Raw genomic sequence first — 13,779 nt, 5'->3', positions numbered from 1 at the left:
TGTTCTAGTATGTCTTACTTGGAAGAGAGTGCCTTATATAGGGCACGGATGGCATTGCCGCGGTGGCTGATGACTTTCTTTTCTTCAAGTTCCATCTGGGCGAAAGTTCTGGTTTCGCCATTGGGAACGAAGAGAGGGTCGTATCCAAAACCCATATCGCCTACGGGTGCATAATTGATGTTGCCTCGGCATTCGCCTTCATAAATCTTAGGCTCGGTCACGGAGAACTTTCCGTCTTCGCCCTTGATGACTTGCTGGTAGGAGAGGGCGCAGAAATAGCGGGCGGCGCGATCTTTGATTCCCTCAAGTTTTGCCATTAGTTTGTCATTGTTGGCGTTGTCATCGCCGTGACCGCCGGCATAGCGAGCACTGTAAATTCCCGGTTCGCCATTTAGTGCAAAAACTTCAAGACCGGAATCGTCGGCAAGAACGGTTGCTTCGATACCGCGGTCGGCGAGCCACTGGGCGGTAACGCTAGACTTGATGATGGCATTGGCGGCAAAGGAGTTTCCATCTTCTACGATATCCCCGTCAAAACCGATGTCCTTGAGAGTCTTGAATTCATAGTGGTCTGTTCCCAGGATGTGGGCGAAATCACGAATTTTACCTGCGCTGCCGGTAGCGATAACAAAAAGACTTTTCATGGGTGAGGTTCGGTTAAAGGTTGATGGGGAAGATTAGTAGTGTTCCGGTTTAAGGACAATGAGGATTGCGTCGACGACGATACCTACGCCGCAAAGACCTCCAGTGCAAAGCCAGAGGATTCCCGTCCAGATTTTTCCTTCGTAAAAACGGTGCAGTCCTAGATAGCCTAGTAAGATACAGAGGGCTAGAGCTATCCACTTGTTGTGTTCACCTTGTGCGGGCATAAGCATTCCTTTATTTACCGAGTTAAATATAGAAATTGTTCCTTTCCTGTAACACTTGGATATGTTTGATGTGTTACCCAAAGGAAATGAATTTTTAGAATCAAAAAAAATAAAGTCGGGCGGAGTTTTTTATATTCCCTAATGAATATGAAAAATTATACCGTTAAATGTTTTAAGGTCGGGGCCGTTCTCGCTGCATCGGCTTTTTCTTTTGGTTTGATGTCTTGTGCCGGAAGTAATTCCGGGGTCGATAAGAAGACTGAAATTGATTCTTCTGCAGAAATGGTTGCGCCTGTCATTCCGCTGCCGCCTCCTTCTTCACCGGTTGCCGTTTTCGAAATGAAAGTGGTTTCTGCAGACAAGCAGATTCGTGTGGTGGAAAAGCCCACCATGGCTGCCCTTGATTTTGCCGCCTATTTTAACAATCCTATCCGTTGGGCCGGTAAGGATGAAAAGCCTGAAAATTATACTGGTAAGATGGCTTCCGCCGAGCTGAAGGATTATCCGTTCCCCATGCTGGATTCTCTTTCTGCTTATGAACCGGCCGTTGTCGGTGGACGTGCTCCCATTTCTTGGGAACCTTTTGCCAAGTTGATGTATACCCAGTTGGGTAACGATTCCCTGAATGTAATTTTGAATTCCGTGGAAGCGGTCAAGTGGGACGAACCTGAAGTGTTCCGTGCCTTCCAGAATGTGAATCGCATGTGGGGTGTTCCCATGAGTGACGGTTCTGTGGAATGGTGGGTCGAGGTGATGCCTGCTTTCTGGACGGGTCGCAGTGTTTTCTATGGTAAGCTGAAGTACAAGTCTACTGGAGAGGCTGCTGAAATCCTGAATTACTATCTAACTGGTGAGATGAATGCGGATGATGCCATGAACTGGGCTCGCACTTTGTCTTCTTACTGGTATCCGACCTTGAATACAGATTTGGAACCGCATACGGCAGGTGCTCCCTGGGAAAATGGTAAACCCTTTGCCGTGATGCGTGGCAATCCAATGGGCACGCCTATGTGGATCGGCTTTGAAGTTCCTGCGTTCCGTATGAGTGATGAGGCGATTCGAGCTAAGCAGGTGGCTGATTCTCTGGCCAATTCCGGCGAAGTGATTCCGGTGGAACGTCACTTGGATACAACGTCTGCATTCCGCCTTGAAACTTTGAATGAAGTGAAGGGTTCCTGCCCGGCGAACGAAGCTACCGCAACATTCCGCAAGGCTCTGGCAGAACAGATGGCGAAACTGCCCAAGGAACAGAATGCCTGGGCCGAAGTAGATGCTAACGGCAAGAAGGTGGAGGGAGGTTTCCTCTGGTTCCGTCGCAATGCAAATTATCTGCTGGCTGACAAGATTAGTGCCCAGGATTCTCTCCATAATCCGCTGCCCCGAATGGTAGAATTGAAGCAGTATCTGGATTCTCTTGGTATCCAATTGTTGGTTGTTCCAGTTCCGGTGAAAGAAGAAATCTATGGTGAAAAGCTTGTGCCGGGGACTGCTGCTGACTTGTGCGTCAATCCTGAAGGTCGAGCCTTTACTCAGGAACTTCTGGAAGCGGGTATCGATGTGCTGGATATTTATCCGGCACTTATGTCGGCAAAGGCTGGCGATGAACCGCCTCATTTCAGCTACCAGCGCTACGATACCCACTGGGCCTTGCCGGGTGAACTTGCTGCCATGGAACTTTTGGCCGGCCGCGTGACGCAGTATAGCTGGTACGCAGAGACGGGGGCTCAGCCTGGTTCCCTGAATTTGCAGGAAACGACCACCTTGCGTGAAGGTGATCTGGTGGCTCATTTGCCGGATGCAGAAAAAGCAAAGTATCCTGCGGATACCTTGAACGTGATGAAGGTTTATAAGGGAACTGAAACTTATAAGGGTGGTAAGAATGCTCCTATTCTTTTGATGGGGGATTCTTTTACGGGTGTGTTTGAAAGTGTGGATCAGAAGAGTGGTGGACCGGGTTCCTTGCTGGCTTATGCAACAGGTTTGGATGTACAGGTGCTTACCAGTTGGGGCGGTGGCCCTGGCGTGCGCAGCCGTATGATGAAGATGAAGAAGGATATGCAAAGCAAGAGACTCGTTGTCTACATGATGACAGCAAGAGACCTCTGGCAATCCCCCATGGAGTGGGACGCGCTTCGGTGATGATTAGTTTTGCTCCGGGCGATGCGTTTCGGTTGGGTGAAAACGTATGAAAAAGTCGAAATACATCTTTAAGCTGTTTGTTCCTGGAACTTTGTTTGTTCTGGGGGGTATTGGGTTGTATTGGCTTTGGGGTGGTCAGGGTGGAAATCCTAGCTACTTGGAAATGGCTTGTGGCTTTGAGGGTCGCTCTGTGGATTGCGCTGATTCTACGGATGATTGGCGAAGGGGGCTTGCGTTTTACGACAGTTCCCTTGCAGCTTCGGGTGATACCTTAGGTTCCCTAAAAAAATTGCTCTGGAATTTCTGGGATATAAAATTTGCCGGGGCGGGGGAGGCTGCGGTATCGGAAGGTTCCATTTTACCGTTGAAGGTTCTTGATGCGAAAACCTCGGGTTGTATGGGATTGGCCTGGCTTGCCATGATGGTGGCTGAGGCTCGTGAAATCAATCTTTCTGCAATTCTCTTGCCGGGGCATGTTTTTTTACGCTATGGCTCAGTAAACCTGGAACCTAATCGCCAGGGGTATTCCTACACGGATGACGAATACCGTGAAAAATACAAGTCTGGACCATGGACGGGTTTTGAATTTAAACCGTTGACATCCTCCCAGTTCATGGGGCTTGCCGCCTTTAACATGGGCAATCTGTATTTAAAAGATGATGTACATCACGCTCTGATTTGGTATCGGGTTGCAGAACAGTTTTTTCCTGATTATGAAGGCATAAAGGTAAACCAGCAGGTTGCAAAGAATAGTCTTTAATTTTATAAATTTGGTTGTCTAACCAGGACTATTTATGCCTAAACATCTCAAAAAATATTTGACATCGTTCTTTGCTTTGGGAATGGTATTTTGTTCTCTTTCGTGCTCCGATTCTGAACCGGAGGCGAAGATTGTGATGCCGGAGTATCTTCAGCCTGTAATGGATAGGGATTCTGTCGAAGGTATGCTCCGGATTCTTGCCGCAGGGCACTCAACCTTCTTGGGCTCGGAATATGGTAAGGTCAATGAACGCCCCGTGATGAAGGTGGAATTCGATTACAATTTTTCTGTGGGACGACATGAGGTAACCTGTAAGGAATTTAACGAACTGAAACTGGTGCAGATTCCTTGCGACAACGATAGTCTGCCTGCAACCAATGTTACCTTCTATGATGCGGTTCTCTTTGCCAATGGCAAAAGCGTCAAGGATCATAGGGATACAGCCTATTCCTACACGAAGGCTGTTTTTGACACAGAAGGACATTGCACTGATTTAGAGGGTTTTGTCTTCAGGCCAGAAACCGATGGCTACCGTTTGCCAACGGAAGCGGAATGGGTCCTGGTGGCCTCTACGGGTTGGAATCCTGATTTGTCTTGGAATGCCGGCAATTCTGACTATGTACTGCATCCTGTGTGTTCCGTGAAAAAGACAGGAAATACCCTGTCTAGGAAAGCCGTTAAAGAAGAATTGATGCTTTGCGATATGGCAGGTAATGCCATGGAGTGGGTGAATGACTGGCTTGGTTATTTCAAGGATACTACGATTTTAAATTATACGGGAGCTCCTGATGGAGGCTCTCTTGGTGAACGTGTTGTAAAGGGTGGAAGCTATCGTAATGATTTAACATCCTTGAATGTGTATTCTCGTGGCGATATCTATACGGTGACTTCTTCGACTAGGGCGGACTATGTGGGATTTAGACTGGCTTATGGTAAAATCGCCAACGCAACATGGTTGTCTTCTGATGGCTCCGCCAACGGGAGCCGCGTACTTTCTCTAGTTAGCTCGTCTACCATGCAGTCCCTGGTGGGAACATTTTCTGCAAAGCTTGCTTTCCGAAACAATGTATCTGGAAACTTGAGCTTTGTGAATTATGCCAGTGGCCGTTCTACCGTTAGGGAAATCCATGATACACTGTCGGTTTATCATCCGGATATTTCCCCTGATGGTTCCAAGGTGGCCTTCTGTACCAAGTCGGAAGGAGTTAGCGGCCGTTCTGAACTTTATGTGCGTAATTTAGATGTGTCTGGTTTCGGTCTGGTTAAACTTGATGTTGAAAGTGCCGCTATACCTCGCTGGCGTGTTACCGAAGATGGGGATACGACGATTGTATATGTGACGGATGCTGGCAACAATAAAAATGATGATTCCTTTAAAGCAACTTCTACATGGCAGGTTTCTTTTGCAAACGGCAAGTTCGGTACTCCCAAGAAACTGTTTGATGGAGCCTATCATGGCGGTGTTAACGAAAAGTTGGCTGTAACCGGTGCTCGTTTGCTCCGTGCAAAAGTTGCCCGTAAGGGGGAAACCCTGGCTTCTTCCGCAAAGGATGAAGTATGGTACAATGGTGAACAGGCCTGTAACGTTTCCTTGTCTAAAGATGGCTCTGCAAGAACCTTATTCCTTGATTTTGGTGGAAAGACTGGTGCTGACTTTGTAGGCGAAAAATACAGAACTCACCAGCGCCTGCTGATTGCCGATGAGTCTGGCAAACTGGTACAGTCTGTTGCCGCTCCCGAAAACTATACCTTTGATCATAGCGAATGGGCTCTAAGAAACAATTGGAGCGACAAGGAAAATTTTGCTGTAGCTACTCTTACCGATTTGGAAGGTTCTCATGTTAGAATTGCCTTGATTAATCTTGCTGACAGTAGCGTGGTTGAACTGATTGAAGGTGATGACCTTTGGCATCCTAGTCTGTGGATTAAGCACAGCGGTCACGCAGGAGGAGAGTCTACGATTGATTGGGATAGTGCTGGCGTCTACCTCGGAGATGGCCATAATCTTGAACAGGCTCGCTATAGAATCAAGATTCAGAAGTTCTGGGAACAGTTAGACCGTACAGAAGTCCTGATGGTCGGAAGTTCTCGCAGTGAAATGGGCTTGAATCCCGACCTCTATCCGGAATGGAATATGCTGAATGTGGCTGTGTCGGGTATTGACGGTCATCGAGACTTGAATTTTATCCGAAACTACGCCTTGAAGCATGCAGACCGTTTGAAGGCTATTGTATTCTCTGTCGATTTGGATAACTGGCGTGGTGTCGAAGATCACTGGGCTTTGATTAGAGATTTTGTGCCTGGGTATATTTATGACGAAAACCACAATCATTGGGAAGATGGAATTCCAGAAGGCTTTGTTGATGCGGTTCGTGAAGCCTATCCTGCAGAAGATGAACTCGTGGAACAGTTTAGTGAACGCGGAAATATTTGGTCTGCTTCTCGCGGCTGGAATTCTGATCCGGTTGACGTCCTGTTTGACTCTGTCTTTACCGATAAACAGCTGGAATTCCTGGATAGTTGCTTGCAGGAAGTGGAAGCTCTGACTGATATTGCTGCAGAAAAAGGCATTTATCTTATAGGTATAATTTTCCCGCAGGCACCCCAATATGCCAATACCGGTAGCTTTGGTGTTTATGGCCTACAACGCAGTATCGCTGTTGAAAAAATCCAGTGGCTGAATGATTTGGCCAAGCGAAAGAAACATTTTATCCTGATGGATGAATACAAGATGGGTTACCATAACTACGCTGATGAAATGGCCTATAATCGTGACCATTTAAGTAGTGTGGGTGCCGAATACATAACAACCCGCCTTGTTGATGTGTTGAAAGGACTTAAGTAATGAAACGTGTATTTAGCCTTGCCTTGTGCATGATGGTCTTGCTTTTCTGGGGCTGTTCGGATTCTGCTAGCAGCTCTACGGAAGAAGGCTATATGCCAAAGGGAATGGTGTATTTTGATCCTGCCGCAGAATTTGACAACTTCCTTGGAACCGATGATGAAGATGCCAAGGAAAATGAAAAGACCAAGATGCGGGTCCTTTTCAACTACAGTTTCTACATGGATAAGCATGAGGTTACTTGTGGCGATTACAAGAAGTTGGCCAAGGGCGAAAAGTGGGGGAAGTTCGTTTCCTGTTCAAAAGAAAATTTGCCTGTGACGAACGTGACCTTCTATGATGCGGTTCTATATGCGAATGCCTTGAGTAAGCAAGAGAAGTTGGATACGGTTTATTCCTATACGGGAATGACTTTTGATTCCGACGGAAACTGCACTAACCTGGAAGGCTTCGTCTATAAAATGGAAAATGTGGGCTTCCGTTTGCCCACTGAAGCGGAATGGGCTTTTGCCGCAAAGACAAATTGGCTCCCGAAGAAAAGCTGGAATAGCGACAATTCTGATTATGAAGTTCATGAAGTCTGCACTACCGGCGATGATTTGAATGTGTGCGATCTGGCCGGTAACGTTGCGGAATGGGTGAACGACTGGCTGGGAAAATTTGCCGATACTACAGTGTATAACTTTGTGGGGGCGCTGAACGGCGGCTCCCTTGGTGAACGCATTATCAAGGGGGGGAGCTATCAGAATTCTCCCAAGTCCATGCATGTCTACAGCAGGGGAGACGTTTATACCGTAACATCTTCAACGAAGGCCGATTATGTGGGCTTCCGACTTGTCTATGGTCCCTTCCTTTCTGCGGTATGGTTGAGCAGTGATGGTACCATTAGTTGCAATCGCGTAGGTTCCGTTATTGACTATAACACCATATACCGCCTTTCAAAAAGTTATAAGGGAAAGCTTGCCTTTAGAGACGATATGACGGGAAATCTCGCCTATGTGGACTATTCTAACGGCTTCTTGAATGCTTATGAGTTTGATGATTCCGTTTCGGTCTATCATCCGGAAATTTCTCCTGACGGTCGATATGTCGCTTATTGTACAGGATTGGAAGGCGTAAGTGGAAAGTCTAACCTTTTTGTTAGAAACCTTGAAACTTATAAACGTTATAAGCTGGATAGCGATCATGCCGCAATTCCCAGATGGCGAGTTCTGGATAACGGAGATACCGTAATCGTTTATGTATCCGATGCTGGTAATAATAAAAACGAATCTGACTTTGAGAAAAAAAGCACTTGGCAGGTAACTTTCTCGAATAACCGTTTTGGAACTCCGAAGAAACTCTTTAACGGAGCCTATCATGGGGGCGTCAGCAACAACAATAAGTTTGCTGTGACGGGGGCCCGCCTGCTTAGAGCTCGTGTGGGTGGGGCGGATACGGTCTGGTATAATGGTGAACAGGCCTGCAACGTGTCGCTATCCCATGATGTTTGCAAGAGGACTTTGTTCCTGGATTTCGGTGGAAAGACAGGCAAGGAATTTGTTGGCGATGATTACAAGACCCACGAACGTATTCTTGTGGCCGATAGTACGGGCAAGCTCATTCAATCCGTAAAGGCTCCCGAAGGATTTTCTTTTGACCATAGCGAGTGGGTTCAGAATCGCAATCCTAATGAATGTTCTAACCTGATTGTGGCTACCGTTACCAATTCCAACAATGCTCATCCTAAGATCGTGCTGGTAAACCTTTCTGACAGTAGCGTTATCGATGTGGCCGAAAGTGATGAGTTGTGGCATCCCAGTTTCTGGATTCAGCAACCGATAAAATTGGAAAACGAATCTGTCCTTGATCCCGATAGCGCGGGTGTCTATATGAAACCTAGCGACAGTCAAAGTGCGCTTCTGATGCGCTATAAGATGGAACTGATCTGGAAATATAGGGATTCCGCCGAGGTTGTTATTGTTGGCTCGTCTAGACCTTTGGATGGTGTGTCTCCGAACAAGATGAAAGATGATTTCTTTTCTATCAATATTGCGCAGACGCCAAGCTCCATTTATACCATTAGGGATTTGCTGCACAAGTATGTGTTCAACCATGTGAAGAACATGAAATATATCGTCCTGTCGCTGGATATTGATTTCTGGCATAAGGTCGATGGTGCTGACGGTGATAACTTCTTTGACTCTTATTACAAGAACTATCCTGGTTATGTGTACGATGAAAATCACGATTATTGGAAGGATGGATATCCTGAAGGTCTTGCGGAATATACTGAAGACGGACCTGGTGTGTTGTCCGGTTCAGATTATAAGGTGGATTATGGACGTTACTGCAAGGCGAAATGCAAATCCTGGGGCAAGAATCCCGAGGTCCTGTTTGACTCCACATATTTAGATGATCATCCCGCATTGCTCGACAGTAGCTTTAATACGTTAGTTTCCATTATCAAGGAAGCTAAGAAACGTGATATCTATGTGGTTGGCGTTTTGTTCCCGCAGAATCCGGCATACAAGAAAACAGGCGCTTACGGACGCTACGGCTTGCGTCGCAGTAAGGCCAAGAGCCTTATCAAGAAGATTGAGGCGCTGAGCGAAAAGTACCCGAATTTCGTGATGATGGATGAAAATAAGATGGGAAACCACGACTACGATGATGACATGGCTTCTGATGCAGACCACCTCTGCTATTATGGGGCTATGCGGATTACTAGCCGTATTGATTCCTTGCTTAAGACCTTGGAGTAGTCTTGCCTAGGATGCTTTCATTTATCTGTTTGACGGCAATTCTGGTTGCACTATTCCCGTTAACGGATACTGATATCTGGTGGCACCTGGCCTGTTCGCGAGAATGGGTGGTTACGTGGACTCCTGTTCGTGAACCTGTCGTAAATGTACATGAATACTTTCAGGCCGTTACGGGTTTTGTCTATGGTCTAGGTGGAGCCCCCTTGCTTGTATTTGCAAAGTCCTTGCTTTGGGGCTTGGTATTTTGGCTTTTCCTCCGCCCTTGCTATAAAACCTTAAGTTGGCTGGTGACGGTGTGCTTCGCCATTTTACTTTTTGTTTTCCGTTATCAGTTTGAAATCCGTCCTGTTGTATTCAGTCTTGTATTTCTAGGACTGTATTGGAATCTCCTTGAAAAAGTTTTTGATTCTGCCTGGGCCTTGAAAAAGAAAATGATGGTGTCGCTGCTGGTTCTCTTGGTACAGTGGCTATGGTGCAAATGCCAGGGATTGTACATTCTCGGCCCTCTCTTTGCATTCTATGTTCTTGTTTTCAGGGTTAAATGCTGGTGGCGTTCTCCATGGATTGCCTTTGTAATAGCAATGTTCTTGATGCCACTTCTTCATGCTGAAGGACTCCGGCTTTTCCTGTATCCGTTTGGACTTCTTGACCGGCTTTTAGGGCTTACGGAATCCGCCTCTATTTTTGCAAGTGAAATTGCCGAGAACAGGTCACCCTTCAAGATTCTTCTTGCCGGAGAATCTGTGGGAACTTCTGCACTTGTAATCTTGATGTCGCTGGCGGGAATTGCGATTAGCCTACGGAGTTCTTTTAAGTATCGCTTTTGCCTGCTTGTGGTTTCGGTTCTCGCTTTGACCGCTGAACGGAATTTCGTGCTGTTCCTGCCCGTGTTCATCTACAGTGTGGTTGTGGTGACTGCCGGAGTGAATCTGTGGATAAAGAGAATGACCGCCCATGGGCGGCAAGTCGTATGGGGCATTCTGTGTGCGGCATTGATGTTTGTCGCAGGGCTTTGGTGCCGTTCTCTAACAACGTACGATTGCTCGATGATTTCGTATCAGCGTGTGCCTGTGTTGGCGGCACAGTGGATGTCGATGCATCCTCATTTGGGAAGATTGTTTAATGATGACCGTGCTGGAGGGTATCTAGCCTTTATAAATCCTGCGGATTCAACGTACATCGACGGACGCTTTATTTTAAAGTCAGCGGATTTTTTTCAGCAGTATCTAAACTTTGCCGAAAATCCCCAGGAGTTTGTAACTCATGCGCAAATTCATAATATAGATAGGGCCGTTCTTCCCTTGCGATATTACGCCCGTTGGGAAAAGCTGATTAATTCCTTGATTCAGTCGGGTCGGTGGACTTGCGTTTATAACGATGAGTACTTTGCAGTACTAGATCGCGTCAACTAAACGGATTCCAGGTTACGTTCTTTTATCTGTATGCATTCCTGGATGCGAAAATGGCCGCCAGCGTTATGGTTTGACCCACGGCCGGCGACCTCTTCTCTCTCATAGAAAATTTGAGTTACTTGATGCTGATTGCCTTCATCTTGGAAACGGATCCAGACTTTACGCGAACCAGGTACTTACCTGCAGGGAATGCGGCAAGGGAAAGTTCGCCCTGCACGTTGTTGATGTCCATCAGCTTGTCACCCTTTGCGGTAAAGATTTCAACGTTGGCGGTAGCACCGGAAACGTTCAATGCCTTGCCCGAGAAGGTTACGTCAAAGTTTGCGCTGTGCAAACCATGGATTGCTTCTTCCGGATTGGGTTCCGGAATGGGGGCGGTGGCGCACCTGGTGTAAGTGGTGGGATTGGTTGACAGATATTCCTTGACCATTTGGCCGGAGGTGGTGTACTGCAGGCTGTTCCTGTTGGATCCGCTGCTGAATGCGGCGGTACCTTCTTCAACCTTGGAGGCACTCCAGTTTGCCCAGGAAAGTTTATTCTGATTCATCCAATTCTGCCAGCTGGTGTTGCGGCCGGTATCGGGATTGCCGCCGCCGTTTGCGTCGGCGGTTCCCCATTCAGACACGAATACGGACAGACCGGCGTTGATTGCCTGCTGGGCATTGGCGCCTTCGCAGGGGTCACCCCAGCTTGTCTGACCTTCCCAACAATGGGAATTGGCGTAATAGTGGAAGGTGTAGGCGATGTTTTCGCCGGTTACTTCGTTATTGATGGCTTCCTGCGGGTTTTGGTCATACTTTCTGTTGCCCACAAGAATCAGGTTGTCGGAATGTTGACGGATGGCGGAAACGACCTTGTCTGCGTAGTCCTTGATCACGCCCCAGGATGTTTCCTTGGGCTCGTTGTAAAGTTCGAAAATGACGTGGTCATACTGACCCCACTTCTGGGCCATTTCTGTGAAGAATTTTGTTGCGTTGTCCACTTCTTCGTGAGCCTGATGGGAATGCCAGTCGATAACGACATAGATGTCGTTCTTGATGGCTGCTTCTACCACGGTGTTCATAAGATTGGTCTGGAATTCGGCATCGGTTGCATAGCCGGTAATGTGCTTGGACTTGTCGTTGCCGCAACTTTCCGTTCCGTCCTTACATCCCCACCAGTCTTCGTTGGTTGTACCCATGGCGGCACGGACAATCTGGACGTTCATGTCGTTGACCATAGTGGCGATACCTTCGGGAGTCCAGAATTCGGTAGACTTCGCGACCATACTCCAGTAAAGGCTCATGCCGCGAACCTGTACTTCGGCACCGTCCTTGACGCCTTCGCAGGAACCGTAAATGCGGCCCTGACCGGCAGAATTCTTACCGGTGATGAGCTGGCCGTACTGGCTAACGGGACCCACGCGGGTGGGGGTGATTGTCTGAGCGGATGCCAGGCCAAAACCCAGGGTCATGGCGCAGGCGAGAGCGGGAATAGAAAACATCTTCATATAGCACACCTTTTTTTGTACTAAAATAAATTCAAAAGTTTAATTTGCGATTAATTGTAAGTGATTTATGTATACGGATGGAACCGATTGTGTTTCTCGTCAAGTTTTTGACCTTAAAAATGGGGAATGTCGGGTATAAAATGCTGATTTTTTTTAGAAAATAAGGTTGTGTTGCTATCTTTTGAGAGAAAAGTATAAGGCGCGAATTGAGGATTTTATGAAAGCAATGAAGTTTGTATTGCCCAGTCTGTTTGCAACTGCTATGGCTTTTGCCCAGCAGGGTGCTCCTACCGGAGCTGCCGTTGACCCCACCGCCGATGAACAGAAGGCTTTGGACGCCTTGAAGGGCAAGGTGGAAGGTGTAATCGCCTGGTCTACAAGTCGAGCAAATTCTCATCACGATATCTGGCTTATGAATGCCGACGGAACTGGCGCTCATGCCCTGACTGCTAGTGACAATGTGGACTGGTTCCCCAGAATTTCCCCCGATGGATCCAAGGTGCTCTTTAACCGCAGCAAGGGCGGTTGGGTTCCCGAAAACGATGCCAACTACCCCGAAAAGTGGGACCTCTGGATGGTAAATCTGGATGGAAGTGATGCCCATAAGGTGGTTGAGAATGCGACCTGGGGTACGTGGCGCCCTGATGGAAAGTCTATTGTGTTTAGTCGTGCAGGCAAGGTCTTTACCATGGATTTGGCTTCCAAGGCAGAAACTATGATCCTTGACGGCGAAGTCGCTTTTGACAAGTCTGGCGTAATTCTTCAGGAACCGAATATGAGTCCTGATGGAAAGCACTTGGCTATAACTCTTCGAGGCTCCATGCGCGAAACCGGCGTGTGGAATTTGGAAAAGGGTGGCTGGATCAAGTCTGGTGACGGTTGCCAGATTGACTGGAACTTTGATGGTTCTAAGCTTTATCGCGTGAATCCCACAGGTAATGGCGGTACTGCCGCTCCTAGCGAAATTTTGTGGTTCTCTGCCAAGGATGGCAAACAGGTTGAAAAGGTTGGCTTCTTCGGTATACCCAAGAATGTTCGTCTGATGGATTTGCCGGGTCGTCGCAGTCATGAATACTTCCCCAGAATTTCCCCTGATGGAAAGTGGCTTGTATGGGGTGCAACTGACAAGGGCCACGACCACGATATGTTCGACTACGAACTCTACATGTGGAAAATTGGCGAACCGGTGGAAACTGCGGCACGTATTACTTATCATTCCGGTAATGACCGCTGGCCGGATATCTGGCTGGGCAAGGTTCCTGTTAAGGCCGCGCCTGTTGCCGCCGTTGCTGATGTAAAGGCCCAGGCTGCCGCAGCCGTTGCAGGTGGTGCAAGCGATGCCAAGATGGATGAGCTGATCAAGGCTATCGACCGCCTGACAGATGCCGTGAACGCTCTGACCCGCACTCAGATGGACAAGAACATGGCCGCCGAAGGCGCTGAACACATTCCCGCAGGCGTCGCCGAGGCCAAGTAATGTTCTCCTCCCGCGTGTCATCCTGAACGAAGTGAAGGATCCAGCAA

General features: G+C 47.7%; 9 protein-coding genes. 6 read left to right on the top strand and 3 right to left on the bottom strand.

Annotated features, from left to right (window positions below; translation table 11 throughout):
- Positions 1-14: 14 nt before the first annotated feature.
- Complete coding sequence (rdgB, locus tag B7992_RS00190; RefSeq protein WP_073234722.1) at positions 15-644, bottom strand: RdgB/HAM1 family non-canonical purine NTP pyrophosphatase; 630 nt, start codon at positions 642-644, stop codon at positions 15-17.
- A 33-nt stretch (positions 645-677) separates the two neighbouring features.
- Positions 678-875, bottom strand: coding sequence for a TM2 domain-containing protein (locus tag B7992_RS00185; protein WP_346348703.1), 198 nt, complete (start codon positions 873-875; stop codon positions 678-680).
- A gap of 141 nt (positions 876-1,016) precedes the next feature.
- Here B7992_RS00185 and B7992_RS00180 point away from each other — a divergent pair, with 141 nt between their 5' ends.
- The 5 genes from B7992_RS00180 (at position 1,017) to B7992_RS00160 (ending at position 10,766) form a co-directional block, all read left to right on the top strand.
- Entirely contained in the window at positions 1,017-3,008 is a 1,992-nt protein-coding gene (locus tag B7992_RS00180) for a hypothetical protein (protein ID WP_249269301.1), read from the top strand.
- A gap of 46 nt (positions 3,009-3,054) precedes the next feature.
- Positions 3,055-3,768: a transglutaminase family protein gene (locus tag B7992_RS00175; RefSeq protein WP_073156812.1), complete on the top strand. Its 714-nt coding sequence runs from the start codon at positions 3,055-3,057 to the stop codon at positions 3,766-3,768.
- Between the two features lie 82 nt (positions 3,769-3,850).
- Positions 3,851-6,613: a TIGR02171 family protein gene (locus B7992_RS00170; protein WP_176421807.1), complete on the top strand. Its 2,763-nt coding sequence runs from the start codon at positions 3,851-3,853 to the stop codon at positions 6,611-6,613.
- Positions 6,613-9,354 carry a TIGR02171 family protein gene (locus B7992_RS00165; protein ID WP_073156806.1) on the top strand — a complete coding sequence of 914 codons (2,742 nt, stop codon included), beginning with the start codon at positions 6,613-6,615 and terminating at the stop codon, positions 9,352-9,354. The genes B7992_RS00170 and B7992_RS00165 overlap by 1 nt, the downstream gene beginning before the upstream one ends.
- An 11-nt stretch (positions 9,355-9,365) precedes the next feature.
- Complete coding sequence (locus tag B7992_RS00160) at positions 9,366-10,766, top strand: hypothetical protein (RefSeq protein WP_088665408.1); 1,401 nt, start codon at positions 9,366-9,368, stop codon at positions 10,764-10,766.
- A 115-nt stretch (positions 10,767-10,881) separates the two neighbouring features.
- Here B7992_RS00160 and B7992_RS00155 read toward each other — a convergent pair whose 3' ends face one another.
- A complete protein-coding gene (locus tag B7992_RS00155; protein ID WP_073156803.1) occupies positions 10,882-12,255 on the bottom strand; it encodes a glycoside hydrolase family 5 protein in 1,374 nt (457 codons plus the stop codon).
- Between the two features lie 217 nt (positions 12,256-12,472).
- On the opposite strand from B7992_RS00155, the gene B7992_RS00150 reads away from it, so the two are divergent.
- A complete protein-coding gene (locus B7992_RS00150; RefSeq protein WP_141100326.1) occupies positions 12,473-13,732 on the top strand; it encodes a PD40 domain-containing protein in 1,260 nt (419 codons plus the stop codon).
- Positions 13,733-13,779 lie beyond the last annotated feature (47 nt).

It is taken from the genome of Fibrobacter sp. UWH1 (assembly GCF_002210365.1).
GTDB lineage: Bacteria > Fibrobacterota > Fibrobacteria > Fibrobacterales > Fibrobacteraceae > Fibrobacter.
Note: the sequence above shows the minus strand (reverse complement) of the source record. Positions and strands in the feature narration are given on the sequence as shown.